We start from the raw sequence: 15616 nt of genomic DNA, 5'->3' as shown, positions 1-15616 counted from the left end.
CCTATTTAACGTTTCCCCTGGAGGAACCTGGGAATGCGAAACCTGCGAGTGTACGAAGAAGCCTGGCCGCTACATACCCCGTTTGTGATTGCCCGCGGCAGCCGCAGCGAGGCGAAGGTAGTGGTGGTAGAGGTGGAGGAGAATGGCGTGAAGGGCGTCGGCGAGTGCACGCCGTACCCTCGCTATGGGGAGAGCATTGCCTCGGTTATGGCGCAAATTCTGACGATTGGCGAGCAGCTGGAAAGCGGCGCGACCCGCGAACAGCTTCAGCATCTGCTGCCTGCGGGGGCGGCGCGTAACGCCGTCGACTGCGCATTGTGGGATCTGCAGGCGCGTAGCGTGGGCAAAAGCATTCCGCAGCTGCTGGGGGTTGCGTTGCCGAACCGGGTGGTGACGGCGCAGACGGTGGTGATCGGCACCCCGGAGCAGATGGCGGCCAGCGCCGCGGCGCTGTGGGAAAAGGGCGCGCGCCTGCTGAAGGTCAAGCTTGACGATCGCCTTATCAGCGAACGGCTGATCGCCATTCGCAGCGCGGTGCCGGAGGCCACGCTGATTGTTGACGCCAATGAATCCTGGCACAGCGATGGCCTGGCGGCGCGCTGCCAGCTGCTGGCCGATATCGGAGTGGCGATGCTTGAGCAGCCGCTGCCGGCGGACGCCGATGAGGCGCTGGAGAATTTTATTCATCCGCTGCCCGTCTGCGCCGATGAGAGCTGCCACACCCGCGACAGCCTGCCGCGGCTGCGCGGGCGCTATGAGATGGTGAACATCAAGCTTGATAAAACCGGAGGCCTGACCGAAGCGCTGTTTCTCGCACAGGAGGCGGAGCAGCAGGGCTTTGAGCGCATGCTCGGCTGTATGCTCTGCACCTCGCGGGCGATTTCAGCGGCGCTGCCGCTGGCTCCGCTGGCGCGTTTCGCCGATCTCGATGGCCCGACCTGGCTGGCGGTTGATGTGGAGCCGGCGCTGCATTTCAGCACCGGCGTTCTTCATCTTTGAGAGTGCCAGTGTAGCAGGTCGATCATCGCCGGCAGGTACGTTTCCGTGGCCTCGTCGGCGGATATCGGCGGGAATTCTGCGGTAATGCACGGCAGGCCGATATCGGCGCACCAGCTGCCGAAAGAGCCGGGCGTTTCGTACCCGACGCTGCCGACCAGCGGCAGGGCGAACGCGTCGGCCAGCCACTGGCCGAGCTCGCTGTGGCCAGGATCCTCAATACAGGCCAGCGGATCGTGAAACGAGACCACCCACGCCGGGTGGATCTGGTGGATCAGCTGGCACAGGGCCTGGGTTTCCGGCTCCGAGCCGGGCTTTTCCCCGGTCAGCAGCACGACGTCGCGCTGCTCGGCCGCGCTGTTCCAGCGATAGACCGTTTCCCCTTCTTTCCAGTTTGCCGCGGGAAAATTGCGATTGAGATCGATGCCGCGCGCGTTGGCGCGCAGCCCGAGCTGGCAGCCGTCGGGGTTAACTGCCAGCACGACGTGATGGCGACGCAGTTCGGGCTTCAGGGTTCGAAGCGCGCAGGAGAGGGTGACCACCGACGAGTTTTCATCGCCGTGAGTGCCGGCAAGGATCAGGCCGCTGCGGCTATCGGCCAGCGGCGCGGGGAACCACAGCAGCGGTGCGCCAAGATGTGACTGGCCGTAGCGCTGGGTGCCGGGCGGAAAGGCGCCGCGCTGGGTACGAGGACGAGAAACGGGCATAGGGCATCCTGTTAGCAGGTTATTTTCAGCAGTGTTGTGTAAAACCGTCCCGGAATCAATTAGTTTCCCTGGACGATGAAATCAGAATACGCGTCAATTTTCTATCACAAGCCGTTTGCAATTTCAGGTGATGAAACAAATAATCATCCTTCTGCCAGCTCTGGTTTTTTTATTTTAAAGGGGATCTTATGAAGTATCCTGTCACATTGACATGCGGCGCGCTGTGGTTAGCCAGCGTTTCATCTCTGGCCTGGGCGGCGGATGTCCCTCCGGGTACCGTCTTAGCCGAGAAACAGGTACTGGTACGGCATATTAAAGATGAGCCGGCCTCATTAGATCCCGCTAAAGCCGTGGGCTTGCCGGAAATTCAGGTGATCCGCGATCTTTTTGAAGGTTTAGTCAACCAGGACGCTAAGGGCAATCTTATTCCCGGCGTGGCGACCCGCTGGCAGAGCAACGATAACCGGGTCTGGACCTTTACCCTGCGCGATGACGCCCGCTGGTCGGACGGTACCCCGGTTACGGCGCAGGACTTCGTCTACAGCTGGCAGCGTCTGGTAGATCCGAAAACGACGTCACCCTTTGCCTGGTTCGCCGCGCTGGCGGGCATAACAAATGCGCAAAATATTATCGACGGTAAGGCCGCGGTCGATACGCTGGGGGTTACCGCCGTAGATGCGCGCACGCTGCGGGTGCAGCTGGATAAGCCGCTGCCGTGGTTCAGCAATCTGACGGCCAGCTTTGCGTTTTATCCGGTACAGAAAGCGAACGTCGAGAGCGGCGCTAACTGGACGCGTCCGGGCAACCTTATCGGCAACGGGGCCTACGTGTTAAAAGACCGGGTGGTTAACGAAAAGCTGGTTGTCGTCCCTAACAGCCACTACTGGGATAATGGCAAAACGGTTATCCAGCAGGTGACCTTTGTACCGATTAACCAGGAGTCGTCGGCGACCAAGCGCTACCTGGCCGGGGATATCGATATCACCGAGTCCTTCCCGAAAAACCTGTACCAAAAATTGCTGAAAGATATTCCGGGGCAGGTGTACACCCCGCCGCAGCTGGGCACCTACTACTACGCCTTTAACACGCAGAAGGGGCCGACCGCCGACGAGCGCGTGCGCCTGGCGCTGAGCCTGACCATCGACCGCCGCCTGATGGCGGAAAAAGTGCTGGGAACCGGCGAAAAGCCGGCCTGGCACTTCACCCCGGACGTGACGGCAGGGTTTACGCCGCAGCCCTCGCAGGCGGAGAGCATGAGCCAGGCCGAGCTGAACGCGCAGGCCAAGGCGCTGCTGCAGGCGGCGGGCTATGGCCCTGGCCGTCCGCTGCAGCTGACGCTGCTGTATAACACCTCGGAAAACCACCAGAAGATTGCCATCGCGGTGGCGTCAATGTGGAAGAAAAACCTCGGCGTCGACGTCAAGCTACAGAATCAGGAGTGGAAAACGTATATCGATAGCCGAAACACCGGTAATTTTGACGTGATTCGCGCCTCGTGGGTGGGCGATTACAACGAGCCTTCCACCTTCCTGTCGCTGCTGACCTCGACCCATAGCGGCAATATCTCCCGCTTTAACGATCCGAGCTATGACAAGATCTTAGCCCAGGCGGCGCAGGAGACGTCGGATAAGGCGCGTAACGATGATTACAACGCGGCAGAAAAGATAATCATGGCCAAAGCGCCCATTGCGCCAATTTATCAATACACCAACGGACGTTTGATTAAGCCGTGGCTGAAGGGCTATCCGATTACCAACCCGGAAGATGTCGCCTATAGCCGGACAATGTATATCGTCAAGCACTAATCAGTACCGGTTGCCTGATGGTGTCAGGCAACCATCGCTAAACCCAGAACTGGCGCGGCTTGTTGCGCCAGGTTCTCTTTCAGACCCTCGCTCAATCTGAGCGGGGAGTCGTCAAAAGCTGATAAAGCAACAATCATTCATCCCGCTCCCTTAATTTTCGGTAATGTACAGAAAATTATATTATTTACGGGATATTGAGATGAAAAAGCCTATTATTTCCACAGTATTGGGTTTTGTGGTACTGATGTTGACCGGATGCACAACGACATACACGATGACAACCCGGTCGGGAGAGCATATTGAAACTCAGGGAGCGCCTGAGGTGGATGCTGCGACGGGCATGACGAAATACGCTGATGCTTATGGTTATCATCGCGTCATCAAAACCGGTGAGGTCGTTCAGACGACAAAAGGGGCAACAAAGCTGGGATGGTGATGTGAGATTTTCATTTGATGGAGGGTAAAAGCGGTAACCCGATAATCGTTCTACCGCTTAAGGAAGTGCCGGTCATCATACAATTATGCGCCAAACGCACCGTCGATGGTGTGCATGGCTCCTGTCACAAATGACGCTTCCGGGCCTGCCAGCCAGGCGACCATTCCCGCCACTTCTTCAGGGCGTCCATGCCGTTTGATAGCCATAAAGCTGTGCATCAATTCTTTCATTGGGCCATTTTCCGGGTTGGCATCGGTATCGATGGGACCGGGTTGCACGACGTTAACCGTAATCCCGCGCGGGCCAAAGTCACGCGCTAAGCCGCGTGCTAACCCTTGCAAGGCCGACTTGCTGACGGCATAGGCCGCCATTCCCGGGACCGGCATACGGTCGCCATTTACGGAGCCGATAACAATAATGCGCCCGCCTTCAGGCATTTTACGGGCCGCCTCGACGGCAGCATGGTAAGGCGCGTGAATGTTGATACGGAACAGGCTGTCGATGGCATCGCTATCTTGCTCCAGCGCATCACCGAAAATGGCGATACCGGCATTGACCACCAGCACATCCAGCGGCCCGCTGTCACGCACCCGCTTTATCACCGCGTCACGATCGGCGCTGTCCGTCTGAACTGCGGTACTTCCGGTTTCCGTTGCCAGTTTCGCTGCGGCTTCCGGCGATCCGGCGTAGGTGAAAACGACTGAAGCGCCATCTGAAGCAAAGCGTCGTACGATAGCCGCGCCAATACCACGACTCCCGCCCAACACCAGTACCGATTTCTTGTGTAATGCAGCCATAAACCTGTTCCTCATGATATTGTAGTGATGATTACAATATGCTTCGAAAGATCATGCCGTCAAGGAGTAATGTAGTGAGCACTACAAAAAATAGTCGCACCCCGGGACGCCCCCGCCAGTTTGATCCCGTGCAGGCCATTGAAACCGCGCAACACCTTTTTCACTCACGGGGTTATGACGCAGTCAGTGTTGCTGACCTGACAAAAGCGATCGGCATCAATCCGCCCAGCTTCTATGCTGCCTTTGGCAGTAAGTTCGGGCTGTATACCCGCGTATTGGAGCGCTATAGCCATACCGGCGCGATCCCTTTTACGTCGCTTTTGCGTAACGATCGCCCAGTAGTTGAATGTTTGATAGATGTTCTGAACGAGGCAGCGAGACGTTACGTTACTGATTTGACCGCTGCCGGGTGCCTGGTGCTGGAAGGCACCCATTGCAACGATCCCGAGGCTCGCGAGGCGGCGTGCGCGCTGCATACTGCCGCTGAAAATAGCCTTCGGGACTATATTGCCAGGCAATATCCGCAGGACGCCGTTCGGTTGACCGACTTTATGAGTACGCTGATGTCTGGTCTCTCCGCGAAAGCGCGGGCAGGGGATAGCCTGGAGCGTCTACGGGAAACCGTACGCCTGGCGGGTCTGGCGCTGCGACAGATACTTTCACGCTGATGCCAGCGTTTCAATTAAATGACTGTTTTTAGCCAGGATTCAATATCCTGAGTCGGAATATTATTCTGTACATTCCAGGTGTTGATCATCGGCCACCACATGCCGTCTCCCCTGGCGAAAGCTGCACGATAGCGAAGCATCGGGTCACCCGGATTTAAACGCAGTTCATCCAGTAGCGTGGGTAGGGTCAATACGTCTTTGGCAAAGGTTTGATTTGTCACGCGTTCAACGGTTTCCGCCAGTTTTCCATAGGAGGTTGTTTCACCCGCGACAAATATCACTTCATTTATGATTCGCGGCTGATGCAAATAAATTTCGGTGGTTAGTCGGCCAATATCCGCAGGAGAGGTGACGGTCACCTGCGTGTTCCATCCCCCAAGCGCATTGATGGTATTTTCGGATAAATTCACCACATCGAATGCCGGTTCGAAGAGAAAACTGGTAAACATGCCGGTTGAAACAATGACCCATTGCGTCGTGTTTTGTTCCCGCAGCAGCGTCCTGACGTCATACTGCTCGTCCCAGACGGGTTGACCGCTCCCTTTGCCGACCACATCGTAATTCACGCCAAACTGCCAGGGGAAATAGCGGCTAACGCCAGCTTCCAGCACCGCGCGGGTAATTTTTATCTGGGTACCTGCGCCAGCGACAAACCCCATGCAGTTAATTACGGTATCAAAATCCGCAAAGTAGTTTTTTAATGATTCAATCGCGCTAGCGGCGACATCGACAGCGATAAATTCTGCCCCCGCATCAGACAGTTTTTGATGAGTTTCAGATTGCAGTTTGCCTTGTGTATCCCAGGAGCCGGGCGACACGATAACGGAGACGGCGCCATTGTGCTGCGTGACAGCCGGAATCAGTGAGTCCAGCACGGCGGCCCCCAGTTGTCCCGCTCCCAGCACTAATACTCTCTCGCTCGTCTTAATATTACGTTCTTTCATGTGGAACCTCACTTTGTTAAATCGCCTGTTTTCTGCGAGTAGAGAAAGGTTACGTCAGCGTGCCTCATTCGATAAGACGATGAATACAGGTTAGACTGTTCGTAAAAATGGGATAATCAACGCGTTCAGGCACGGTGGGAATATGGATAAGCTGGAATCAATGCAGGTCTATGTTCACGTGGTAGATACCCATAGCTTCGCCAGGGCGGCAGAAGTGCTGGGGCTACCGCGTTCAACGGTATCGCGGGTCGTTAAGGCGCTGGAGGCATACCTGGGGATTCAGCTTTTACAGCGTACCACCCGCAAACTTAGCGTGACCGCAGAGGGCCGCCGTTACTACGATGAGTGCAAAAGTCTCCTGGCGGATATTGCAACAATGGAGTCTTCATTTCCCGGCAGAACTGCACAGCCCAGAGGCCGTTTTAAAGTCGGGATGCCGCAGTCTCTCGCCCGACATTGCATTCTTCCCCGGCTCCCGGCATTTCTGCGCCAGTATCCCGAACTGGAGTTGATACTCTGTTCCAGCGATAACGTGGAAGACATCATTCAGGAAGGGTATGACTGCGTGATCCGCACCGGCAGGATCGAGGATTCAACGACGCTGGTCGCGCGACCTCTGGCGAATTTTAGGTGGGTGGTTCTGGCGTCGCCGACGTACATTGAGCGCCATGGCAAGCCAGTGACGTTTGACGATCTGGAAAGGCATCATGCAGTTGGCTACCTGAACCACCGCACCGGACGTACCACCGAGTGGTTTTTTACACGTGATGACGGCGATTGTGCGATCCGTATGAAAGAGACGCTAGTCGTTGATGATACGGATGCCTACATCCAGGCTGGTATCGAAGGTCTTGGACTCATTCGTGTTGCCAGCTATCTGGTTGCGCCATATTTGAAGAGTGGGGCGCTGGTTTCCTGCATGGACAATTTTACTTTCGATCTGCCGCTTTCCCTTGTCTATCCGCAAAACCGCTATCTTCCGCCTTCGGTTCGCGCTTTTTATGAGTGGAGCCGTGCAGTTTTGCACCAGCAGGTTATGTAGTGCTCTGCATGGCCTGTTTTAACTTTTCCATCAACCAGTTCAGCGCAGGATCCTGTACCCGGCGCTTGTGGCGCAAAATGCACAGCGTAAAAGTGGGATAATTCACGGGCGTTTCGCTGGAGCGCAAAGCAAAATGCTGCTGCCAGCGTTGGGCCAGCCCGTCGGGAACCGTGGCGAAAACCGGCATGGTGGTTAACAGCAGAGGAAAGGTAGAAAAATTCGCTGTCACATAACGCACGTGACGTTGTAACCCCTGATCGGCGAGCTGGCGGTCAATTTCGCTGTGGTTTGATTCGCGATACGACACCATGATGTGCTCATAAGCGATAAAGTCGTTTATCGACAATGGCCCATCACAAGGGATCTGTTGTGGCGACCAGAGCGTGGAAACCCCCATCGTCATGACCGGCTCGCTGACGACTTCACCGGTGCTCGGCTTATTCAGCGAAACGGCAATATCAATAACATCGTCTTCCAGTAATCGACGAACCTGAAAGGGATCGGCGGCGACAATATGCAGCTCCACGCCCGGTGCTTCATGGGCGATGGCGGGCAATAAATCTGGCATCAGCCAGTGCTCGCTCCAGTCGCTCATGCCCAGTCGAAAGGTGTGCTTTGCCGTGGCGGGAGAGAAGTCCTGTGCACCAAACATCACCGTATGCAGGTTTTCCATCAGCGGCTGCATATTGACCATCAACGCTTCAGCGCGCGGTGTCGGCAGCATCCCTTTGGCGCTGCGTACAAACAGCGGGTCGTTGAACATCTCGCGCAGCCGTTTCAGCGCCCCGCTGATGGCGGGCTGCCCCAGATGCAGAACCTCTGCGCTGCGGGTGACGCTGCCCTCCCGGTATAGCACCAGAAAGACTGTCAGCAGATTCAAATCTATTCGGCTGAAATCATTTTCAATGATTTTCTTCATCATAATAATCAATTTGAATGTTATTCCTGCCAGAAGGATAGTGAACATCACCCGGAAAAATCAACCATGCGCGGAGGGCTTGATGCAACAGTATCGAACAGGCGACAGCGTTATTTTTAAAGTGCTGGAACGTGAAATTCACATTTCGGTAGCGGATTTATATCCAGACTCTCTCCAGTCAGCGGATTCTGATGAGGCTAACCAACCGGTTTCACTATCAATACATAGTTGGGTCGTCCGCACCCCCGACGATATTATTGTGATTGATACCGGGACCGGTAACGACCGCGATCGCGGGAATAATCCGTTTTATCATCAGTTAGACACGCCCTATCTGGAGAACCTTCTGGCAACAGGTATCAAGCCGGAAGAGGTGACGTTGGTATTAATGACGCACCTGCATACTGACCATGTCGGCTGGAATACCGTTTGGCGTGAAAATCGTTGGGTGCCGCTGTTTCCTAATGCGCGATATTTCTGCTCTGAGAAAGAGCTGATGCGGGTAAAAGACAGCGAACGCTACCGGAATTTATGGCTCGACAGCCTGCTGCCGGTGATTGAAGCGGGCCTGCTGGAAACAATAGATGTTGCTGCACAGCCGTTGTTTGGCGGACGAATATGCTATGTGCCAACGCCCGGGCACAGCCCCGATCATGCGGCATTGATATTGTCCTGCGGCGGTGAATATGCCTTTTTTGCCGGAGATATTGTGCATTCACCGTTGCAGTTTAGCCACCCGGCATGGAATTCGGTGTTTTGCGGCGACCACGAGCAGGCGGAAAAATCCCGACATTGGGCGATGGCGTGGTGTGCGGAACATCATGCCCTGTGGCTTAGCGCACATTTCGCCGGACAGTCCTGCGGCTGGCTTAGCGTCGACGGGCATGGGAACTATGGCTGGATGGAGGCGAGTGACAATAATGATGAATAACCGATCTTTCATATTGGTTTTCGGCGCAACGGGTCAGCAGGGCGGCTCCGTGGCAAGGGCGCTACTCAATAACGGCTGGCCGGTACGCGTTATGGTGCGTAATCCCTCCTCTCAGGTATCGCTCGCCCTTCGGGATTCGGGTGCTGAAATGGTGACCGGGACGTTCGATGATGTCGACGCGATGAGAGATGCGATGAAAGGCGTATACGGCGTTTTCAGCGTCCAGCCCAGTTCACCGGGAGGGACGGTAACCGACGACGATGAAGTTCGCTATGGTAAGACGATCGCCAGTCTTGCCGTCGAGTACGGTGTACAGCACCTGGTCTACTCTTCAGGTAGCGCGGTGGGTGATAAACCAACGGGTCTTGCGCATTTCGACACAAAAGCTGAAATCGAACGCTATATTCGTACGCTGCCAATTATTTCGACTATCGTGCGACCAGCCATGTTTATGGAACTGCTGGTGATGCCCGGTTTCGGGCTTGATGAAAGCCGTTTTACCTTTTTTATGCAGCCTGAAGGCTTCGTGCAGGTTATCGCGGTTGAAGATATCGGTAAAATTGTCGCCGCGATTTACGCTGGGCCAGAGCGGTTTAAAGGTAAAACGTTTGACATCGCCAGCGATGTCGTCACTGGTCAGCAGCTTCAGGAACGGTTCTCCGCAGCAGCAGGGCGGCTGATTCCCTATTCTCGTTTTTCCGATGAGGTGCTGGCCGCCAATCCCTTTCTGCAAAAGCTGACCGCGCTGGTGGATGATGGACGGCTGGTGGGGCACGCCTCCCTGGAGACGATGCGGCAAATGAATCCGCAGCTGCAATCCTTTGAGTCGTGGCTGGCGGGAAGCGGGCGAGAGGCTTTCGAACGGGCGCTGGCAACCTCTGCCAGTTGGGAGTTTAACCGGTAAACCCGCTTTACCCGGCTCCAGCAATGTGGCGCCGGGAAGGGGCTATCGGGACGATAATAGCGAGGCGTAATCCATATTCTGCAAATCGTCGAGCAGGCCGGGGCCGGTGGGTTGCCAATTCAACTGCTGACGCGTCCAGACCGATGATGCACGCAGGTTCATGGCGGCGAACATCGCGAACCAGTCAAAATGCGTTTGCGCCTCTTAAGGCGAGAGCGATATTAGCGGCAAACAGAAACTTTTTTGCCTGCGGTAATAATGTCGGTATCGGTTTTTGCAGATAAGAAAAAACCATTATCAAACATAATGTTATGGGACGAGTACATAACCAAGCACCCGTAGTTCGTTATCTCATCGTGATTCGGTAATGGCGCGGTTCTCCACGCCATTACCGCCTGCCAGCGGCCTTCGCCCGCTTTGACGTGTCGGTTCAACCTATTGCTGCTGCAGCACTTCGGCAAATTTCGCCAGCCACTGCGGGTGTGCGGGCCAGGCGGGAGCGGTGACCAGGTTGCCGTCAACGTGCGCCTGATCGATACCGATGTCGGCATAGTGTCCGCCGCTGAGCCGGACTTCCGGAGCACAGGCCGGATAGGCGCTGCAGGTACGTCCTTTTAGCACGCCGGCCGCGGCCAGCAGCTGCGGGCCGTGACAAACGGCGGCAATCGGCTTACCCGCGCGGTCAAACGCCTGCACCAGCTTGAGCACCTCCTCATTCAGGCGCAGATATTCAGGCGCCCGTCCGCCGGGGATCAGCAGCGCGTCGTAATCCTGTTCTTTCACTGCGGAAAAGTCGGCGTTAAGAACAAAGCGGTGGCCGGGTTTTTCGCTATAGGTCTGGGCACCGTCAAAATCGTGGATCGCCGTCATGATGTAGTCACCTTTGGTTTTATCGGGGCACACCGCGTCAACCTGATGACCAATCATCTGCAATGCCTGAAACGGCACCATCGTTTCGTAATCTTCGGCGTAGTCGCCCACCAGCATCAGAATCTTCTTGCTCACCATCATCACTCCTGTACGTATAAAGGTGTCTAAGATATAGCCTGGTGGAAGAGGGAATGCGAACCGTCAATTTCTGCCCTGGGAGCTTCATTCCATCCGCCGGCGGCGGATTTCTGAGCTGTTGCTTGCGGATGCGACATTCCGCCATTTATTTGCCATACAATTGTAACGAAAACGATTGCTTACTGGTTTTATATGGTTCTTAATGTTACCCATAACATTAAGTGATGGATAAAGGGATGTTGTGAACGTTGCTGAAACTGGTGCCACCCTGTTATGGCTTGTCGGTGTTATCGTGGTTATTTTTGCCATCGATCTTAAATTTAAGCGTAAATATCGGCGTAAGCGAACGAAGGAGTAGGTTTGCCGGCCGTCTCCTCGGCCAGTGCGTCAGCGGCTCCGGGTGACGGATCGGAGAGAGGTGACGGCAGCGGAAGGAAGCGGCGGGCACCCGCGGTGGTAAAGCGCTTCTGCAAAGGAGAGGGTTCTGCAAAAAAGAAGAGGGCGGCGGTACGGAAAAACGATAATCGCTGACGTGCGGTATGTAGGATCAGCGACAGGGAGTTTGGTGATTCGACGATGGCCCGAAGAGCAATCAGAACTCGTCGGGGTTATTGGATACAGCGATTCCAACTTTTGCCAGACTCAATACGAACAGACTAAGCACGGCAAGCGTTGTTACAACAATCATAAGTGTGGTCACAGCAGTCTCGATAGTTTTATACAGACAGTAATCAGACTGCGTACCTGAGCAATAGTTCCGCAAATAAAAATAAACAGAACCCGTTCGGGATGCGATGGCCTGACGTGATGCAATAATATATTTCTCGCTTCCCCAAGCCTGGGTACAGCGCAGTAATTCTGGCTATTTAAGCTATTTCAAAGAGATACCGTCAAGGACGGCCCCTGCGCGCGCCCGGCTGCGTAGGTTAAAGGGACTCAACGCGTGCTCGTCCCCCTAACGTTGTTGCCGCTAGCGTCTTTTTTTGAAGGTAAACTTTTGTTTCTTGCGATCTCTTATATACGAAATAAGAGAAAAAACAGCGACCAGGAGCAGTGCGACCGCCAGTGCTAAAAAGAGTAAATTCGCCATACGCGTTTATTCCCCGAGAAATTTATGGATATTCTTGCTTTTATGCGAAGAAATTTACTCTCGCATTAAGAAAAATCCTAATGAAATATTTTTCATAGTTATCAAAAAAAATTTTTTAATGATGTTTATGAATGAATGCTGGGTTTTCATATGGATGCCTTCGCATCGGTGTAGCATAATATTTCAATTAATCGCCGCTATTTTGCTTAAAGATGCTAGAGGGGATTTGGGCTGTGAGGGCCAAAAGTGAGCATCATTTGTGCCGTTTTCATGAACTAACTGACTGAAACAATTTAGAAACATAGGCTCACCCTCGGACGAAAATCGCCGTGAAGGGAATGCGTAGGGAAAAGGATGCCGCCGATCGGTGTTGCCCGCGTAAGCTGCCGGCCGTTGCCAGAATATTTTGCGGCAACGTTGCCTGAAAAAAGGGCTATGGGTACGACGGGAGTTATTCCTCAGCCGCTATGGTCGGGATAATCTGCAGTGGGTTTCATTATATTCAGATTGTGAATATAAAATTACGTAATATTCAGGGAGTCAGTTTGTGTCTGGTGTTGATGCCGCTACTTGTTTCTCTGGTCGCGGATAAATTTAAGTCAGGTGAACAGGAGAGCGTATTTAAACGGCCGGCGAGCAGCGCCGGTGGCCAGGGAAAATATTTGCAGGGCAAATTGATATCCAGGGAACAGTATTGGGTAATGCTAACGCTGGTCCCTGAAAAAACGCTGTTGATATCAACGCGGCGGCCTGGTTTATTCGTCTGCGGTCATCCACATATCCGCTTCTTCAAACATCTCCTGAACGGCGCGGCTGATCTGCTCCTTTTCATGCTTGCTGGCATCCGTATTGATGGCGGGCAGCGTCATCATCGGCTTAACGCGAACGTCAGCTTCAGGAAAAATGCGGTGAATACGTTTGGTGAGTTCAGCCATAATGGTCTCTCTGGCCCCGGCTAACCCTTCAAAATTTCTTTTGTCATAAACCAGTTCTACAAACATGCTTTGGCTCCTGTAACGGTAGGCAGTAGTTATACTGTTTTTTTGTACAGTGTCAAGGCGAGAGGGAGAACAGCGCGCATTTTCCGCCTCGCCAGCCGGCCAGCACAGGGCTTGTACGTAATAAGCGGTGGTCGGTTATTCAGCTACTGAACAACCGTTAATCGACGTTGTTAAAATAGTCTCGCGCAACCGCCTCGACGTTCTTCGCGTCAATTCCCGTTTTTTCAGTAATCAGCTCGATGAACTGCTTAAACTTGTCGGTCATTACGTTGCCGCCATCCCAGTGGGCAACGTAGAAACGGCACTGATAGCGATAAAAGTGGAGGGTGGTATCTCCTAACGTGTAGTACATAAGAATCTCCCGTTCAGTATGTCGGACGAATCGCCATAGTTTGTGGTTATGGTACCTCACCATAACGCGCTGCTTGCAAGCATCTATCCTGCTACGAATCGCGTGAGATTGCCAGAGACGCGTTATTTTTAGCGCCGCCTGGCGCTGCGAGCCGCAGCATCCGCCTAAATATGGCCGAACTTCAAGGCCTTCGCGATAACGGAGCATGAGCGGCTTGATTAACCCTGATGATTTATTAATACTGTATATAAACACAGTTATTATGCCAGGTGAGTTTATGTTGACGTTCTACAAGCCGGTTGAGTCGTCGCCACGGTTTTTGGTGCCGCTGTTTCGCGATCTTGTTCCCTGCGGCTTTCCCAGCCCGGCCCAGGACTATGTCGAGGATACCCTTGATTTGAATAAGCTGGCCATCAGGCACCCAAACGCGACCTACTTTGTCAGGGTGAGCGGTGATTCAATGACGGGGGCCGGGATTGATGATGGCGACCTGCTGGTGGTTGACCGCTCGCTAACCGCGGAGCATGGCGATATTGTGATTGCTGCCGTCGCCGGCGAGTTTACCGTCAAGGAGCTGCAAACCCGGCCTGTCCTTCAGCTCATACCGCGTAACCTCAGCTATTCCCCCGTTGTCTGTCAGCCGGGAGAGGAGCTGCAAATATTCGGCGTGGTCACCTTCAGCTTAAAATCACACCGACATGTTCGCGCTTGTTGATGTCAACAGCTTCTATGCCTCCTGCGAAACCGTTTTCCGGCCAGACCTGCAGGGAAAAGCGGTGGTGGTGGTGTCAAATAACGATGGCTGTATTATTTCACGCTCGGCGCAGGCAAAGGCGCTGGGTATTCCCATGGCGGCGCCTTATTTCAAAATTAAAGACGATCTGCAGCGTTTGCAGGTGGCTGTTTTTAGCTCGAACTATGCCCTCTATGCCGATCTCAGCCACCGGGTGATGATGACGCTAACGGAGATGGCGCCGGCGATTGAAATCTACTCCATCGATGAGGCCTTCGTTAATTTAGCCGGTATCTCCAGCTATATGCCGCTTGAGACCTTCGGCCAGCAAATGCGCGCTCGGGTCCTGAAGCATACCGGACTTACGGTTGGGGTTGGCATCGCGCCGACTAAAACGCTCGCCAAGCTGGCGAATTTCGCGGCTAAAACGTGGAGTAAAACCGGCGGCGTGGTCGAACTATCGAATCGCGATCGCCAGCGTAAGCTGCTCGCTCTGGTGCCGGTGCATGAAGTTTGGGGCGTGGGTCGTCGGATCGCAAAAAAGCTGGAGCTGATGGGCATCGAAAACGCGCTGCAGCTTGCCGACAGCTCTACCTGGGTGATACGTAAGCACTTTAACGTCGTGCTGGAGCGCACGGTGCGCGAGCTGCGGGGGGAATCCTGCCTGCAGACGGATGAGTTTGCGCCGACCAAACAGCAGATTATCTGTAGCCGTTCGTTTGGCCACCGCATTACCCAATATAGCGATATGCATCAGGCGGTTTGCGCCTATGCTGAACGCGCGGCGGAAAAGCTCAGGGTAGAGAAGCAGTACTGCCGCGCGGTTAGCGTCTTTATGCGGACCAGCCCGCACGCCGAAAATGAAGCCTTCTACGCTCCCCAGGCCAGCGGTCGGCTGGCAACGCCTTCCGACGATACCCGGGACATTATTCGCGTCGCTATTCACGCGTTGGACAGAGTGTGGAAGGACGGCTTTCGCTATATGAAAGCCGGTATCATGCTGGGGGATTTCTTCAGTCAGGGCGTGGCGCAGCTCAACCTCTTTGATGAGTATCAGCCGCAGGCGAACAGCGCCGCGCTGATGCAGGTGGTGGATAGACTGAATCGCTCGGGTCGCGGCAGCGTGTGGTTTGCCGGGCAGGGCATTCAAAAAAGCTGGGCGATGAAGCGTGAGATGCTATCGCCCGGCTATACGACCCGCTACGCCGATTTGCCCGTCGTCAAATAGGCCGCCGGGGTATTCACGGCGCGACCAACGAGCGGCTGCTGCAGGCCGCGCTGGA

At 54.6% G+C, this 15616-nt stretch carries 18 protein-coding genes and 1 pseudogene; 9 read left to right on the top strand and 10 right to left on the bottom strand.

Translation table 11 applies throughout. From position 1 onward, the window contains the following. The first annotated feature begins 33 nt into the window (after positions 1-33). Positions 34-999: an L-Ala-D/L-Glu epimerase gene (ycjG, locus tag HCK03_RS15390; RefSeq protein WP_041145225.1), complete on the top strand. Its 966-nt coding sequence runs from the start codon at positions 34-36 to the stop codon at positions 997-999. On the opposite strand, the gene mpaA is transcribed toward ycjG, so the two are convergent. After that, a complete protein-coding gene (gene mpaA / locus HCK03_RS15385) occupies positions 990-1703 on the bottom strand; it encodes a murein tripeptide amidase MpaA (RefSeq protein ID WP_076945412.1) in 714 nt (237 codons plus the stop codon). The genes ycjG and mpaA overlap by 10 nt on opposite strands. A gap of 188 nt (positions 1704-1891) precedes the next feature. On the opposite strand from mpaA, the gene HCK03_RS15380 reads away from it, so the two are divergent. Next, the gene (locus HCK03_RS15380) at positions 1892-3508 is read left to right on the top strand and encodes a peptide ABC transporter substrate-binding protein (RefSeq protein WP_167691853.1); all 1617 of its coding nucleotides are present in this window, start codon (positions 1892-1894) and stop codon (positions 3506-3508) included. A gap of 199 nt (positions 3509-3707) precedes the next feature. Next, positions 3708-3944: a YgdI/YgdR family lipoprotein gene (locus tag HCK03_RS15375; protein ID WP_134525736.1), complete on the top strand. Its 237-nt coding sequence runs from the start codon at positions 3708-3710 to the stop codon at positions 3942-3944. An 83-nt stretch (positions 3945-4027) separates the two neighbouring features. On the opposite strand, the gene bdcA is transcribed toward HCK03_RS15375, so the two are convergent. Beyond that, complete coding sequence (gene bdcA, locus HCK03_RS15370; protein ID WP_115193000.1) at positions 4028-4741, bottom strand: SDR family oxidoreductase; 714 nt, start codon at positions 4739-4741, stop codon at positions 4028-4030. Between the two features lie 74 nt (positions 4742-4815). On the opposite strand from bdcA, the gene HCK03_RS15365 reads away from it, so the two are divergent. After that, positions 4816-5409 (top strand): TetR/AcrR family transcriptional regulator, encoded by a 594-nt coding sequence (locus HCK03_RS15365; RefSeq protein ID WP_228283743.1) that lies wholly within the window; start codon positions 4816-4818, stop codon positions 5407-5409. Between the two features lie 14 nt (positions 5410-5423). Here the strand turns inward: HCK03_RS15365 and HCK03_RS15360 are convergent, their stop codons facing one another. Next, positions 5424-6353 (bottom strand): aromatic alcohol reductase, encoded by a 930-nt coding sequence (locus tag HCK03_RS15360; protein ID WP_115192999.1) that lies wholly within the window; start codon positions 6351-6353, stop codon positions 5424-5426. 142 nt (positions 6354-6495) lie between these two features. Between HCK03_RS15360 and HCK03_RS15355 the strand changes: the two genes are divergently transcribed. Continuing rightward, entirely contained in the window at positions 6496-7395 is a 900-nt protein-coding gene (locus tag HCK03_RS15355; RefSeq protein ID WP_167691852.1) for a LysR family transcriptional regulator, read from the top strand. Here the strand turns inward: HCK03_RS15355 and HCK03_RS26400 are convergent. Then, positions 7388-8314 (bottom strand): LysR family transcriptional regulator, encoded by a 927-nt coding sequence (locus HCK03_RS26400; protein ID WP_228283791.1) that lies wholly within the window; start codon positions 8312-8314, stop codon positions 7388-7390. The genes HCK03_RS15355 and HCK03_RS26400 overlap by 8 nt on opposite strands. A gap of 82 nt (positions 8315-8396) precedes the next feature. On the opposite strand from HCK03_RS26400, the gene HCK03_RS15340 reads away from it, so the two are divergent. Next, positions 8397-9245 carry an MBL fold metallo-hydrolase gene (locus HCK03_RS15340; protein WP_115192997.1) on the top strand — a complete coding sequence of 283 codons (849 nt, stop codon included), beginning with the start codon at positions 8397-8399 and terminating at the stop codon, positions 9243-9245. Beyond that, on the top strand, positions 9238-10149 hold the full coding sequence (locus HCK03_RS15335) for an NmrA/HSCARG family protein (protein WP_206110954.1): 912 nt from the start codon (positions 9238-9240) through the stop codon (positions 10147-10149). The genes HCK03_RS15340 and HCK03_RS15335 overlap by 8 nt, the downstream gene beginning before the upstream one ends. 42 nt (positions 10150-10191) lie before the next feature. Here HCK03_RS15335 and HCK03_RS26395 read toward each other — a convergent pair. The 6 genes and pseudogenes from HCK03_RS26395 to HCK03_RS15315 form a co-directional block, all read right to left on the bottom strand. Next, positions 10192-10338 (bottom strand): annotated as a pseudogene (locus HCK03_RS26395) (hypothetical protein); the annotation flags it as partial. 246 nt (positions 10339-10584) lie between these two features. Continuing rightward, a complete protein-coding gene (locus HCK03_RS15330; RefSeq protein ID WP_041145228.1) occupies positions 10585-11157 on the bottom strand; it encodes a DJ-1/PfpI family protein in 573 nt (190 codons plus the stop codon). Positions 11158-11749: 592 nt separating this feature from the next. After that, positions 11750-11845 (bottom strand): YnaM/YnfT family protein, encoded by a 96-nt coding sequence (locus HCK03_RS26655; RefSeq protein WP_353853576.1) that lies wholly within the window; start codon positions 11843-11845, stop codon positions 11750-11752. A gap of 282 nt (positions 11846-12127) precedes the next feature. Continuing rightward, on the bottom strand, positions 12128-12247 hold the full coding sequence (locus HCK03_RS15325; protein WP_139339383.1) for a small membrane protein: 120 nt from the start codon (positions 12245-12247) through the stop codon (positions 12128-12130). 755 nt (positions 12248-13002) lie between these two features. Beyond that, entirely contained in the window at positions 13003-13248 is a 246-nt protein-coding gene (locus HCK03_RS15320) for a DinI family protein (protein WP_041145229.1), read from the bottom strand. A 157-nt stretch (positions 13249-13405) separates the two neighbouring features. Then, positions 13406-13600, bottom strand: a complete 195-nt coding sequence (locus HCK03_RS15315) for a hypothetical protein (RefSeq protein WP_041145231.1) — start codon at positions 13598-13600, stop codon at positions 13406-13408. 277 nt (positions 13601-13877) lie between these two features. Here HCK03_RS15315 and umuD point away from each other — a divergent pair, with 277 nt between their 5' ends. Together umuD and umuC are read left to right on the top strand one after the other, a co-directional pair. Continuing rightward, positions 13878-14315 carry a translesion error-prone DNA polymerase V autoproteolytic subunit gene (gene umuD, locus HCK03_RS15310; RefSeq protein ID WP_052474614.1) on the top strand — a complete coding sequence of 146 codons (438 nt, stop codon included), beginning with the start codon at positions 13878-13880 and terminating at the stop codon, positions 14313-14315. Continuing rightward, positions 14299-15561 (top strand): translesion error-prone DNA polymerase V subunit UmuC, encoded by a 1263-nt coding sequence (gene umuC / locus HCK03_RS15305; protein WP_115192943.1) that lies wholly within the window; start codon positions 14299-14301, stop codon positions 15559-15561. The genes umuD and umuC overlap by 17 nt, the downstream gene beginning before the upstream one ends. The last annotated feature ends 55 nt before the right edge of the window (positions 15562-15616 follow it).

It is taken from the genome of Klebsiella terrigena (assembly GCF_012029655.1).
In the GTDB taxonomy this organism is placed as follows: Bacteria; Pseudomonadota; Gammaproteobacteria; order Enterobacterales; family Enterobacteriaceae; genus Klebsiella; species Klebsiella terrigena.
Note: the sequence above shows the minus strand (reverse complement) of the source record. Positions and strands in the feature narration are given on the sequence as shown.

What these genes read in the sequence shown, in the direction of transcription:
- ycjG (WP_041145225.1), top strand. Translation starts at nt 34, where the DNA reads ATGCGAAACCTGCGAGTGTACGAAGAAGCCTGGCCGCTACATACCCCG.
- mpaA (WP_076945412.1), bottom strand. Translation starts at nt 1,703, where the DNA reads ATGCCCGTTTCTCGTCCTCGTACCCAGCGCGGCGCCTTTCCGCCCGGC.
- HCK03_RS15380 (WP_167691853.1), top strand. Translation starts at nt 1,892, where the DNA reads ATGAAGTATCCTGTCACATTGACATGCGGCGCGCTGTGGTTAGCCAGC.
- HCK03_RS15375 (WP_134525736.1), top strand. Translation starts at nt 3,708, where the DNA reads ATGAAAAAGCCTATTATTTCCACAGTATTGGGTTTTGTGGTACTGATG.
- bdcA (WP_115193000.1), bottom strand. Translation starts at nt 4,741, where the DNA reads ATGGCTGCATTACACAAGAAATCGGTACTGGTGTTGGGCGGGAGTCGT.
- HCK03_RS15360 (WP_115192999.1), bottom strand. Translation starts at nt 6,353, where the DNA reads ATGAAAGAACGTAATATTAAGACGAGCGAGAGAGTATTAGTGCTGGGA.
- HCK03_RS15355 (WP_167691852.1), top strand. Translation starts at nt 6,496, where the DNA reads ATGGATAAGCTGGAATCAATGCAGGTCTATGTTCACGTGGTAGATACC.
- HCK03_RS26400 (WP_228283791.1), bottom strand. Translation starts at nt 8,314, where the DNA reads ATGAAGAAAATCATTGAAAATGATTTCAGCCGAATAGATTTGAATCTG.
- HCK03_RS15340 (WP_115192997.1), top strand. Translation starts at nt 8,397, where the DNA reads ATGCAACAGTATCGAACAGGCGACAGCGTTATTTTTAAAGTGCTGGAA.
- HCK03_RS15335 (WP_206110954.1), top strand. Translation starts at nt 9,238, where the DNA reads ATGAATAACCGATCTTTCATATTGGTTTTCGGCGCAACGGGTCAGCAG.
- HCK03_RS15330 (WP_041145228.1), bottom strand. Translation starts at nt 11,157, where the DNA reads ATGGTGAGCAAGAAGATTCTGATGCTGGTGGGCGACTACGCCGAAGAT.
- HCK03_RS26655 (WP_353853576.1), bottom strand. Translation starts at nt 11,845, where the DNA reads ATGATTGTTGTAACAACGCTTGCCGTGCTTAGTCTGTTCGTATTGAGT.
- HCK03_RS15325 (WP_139339383.1), bottom strand. Translation starts at nt 12,247, where the DNA reads ATGGCGAATTTACTCTTTTTAGCACTGGCGGTCGCACTGCTCCTGGTC.
- HCK03_RS15320 (WP_041145229.1), bottom strand. Translation starts at nt 13,248, where the DNA reads ATGTTTGTAGAACTGGTTTATGACAAAAGAAATTTTGAAGGGTTAGCC.
- HCK03_RS15315 (WP_041145231.1), bottom strand. Translation starts at nt 13,600, where the DNA reads ATGTACTACACGTTAGGAGATACCACCCTCCACTTTTATCGCTATCAG.
- umuD (WP_052474614.1), top strand. Translation starts at nt 13,878, where the DNA reads ATGTTGACGTTCTACAAGCCGGTTGAGTCGTCGCCACGGTTTTTGGTG.
- umuC (WP_115192943.1), top strand. Translation starts at nt 14,299, where the DNA reads ATGTTCGCGCTTGTTGATGTCAACAGCTTCTATGCCTCCTGCGAAACC.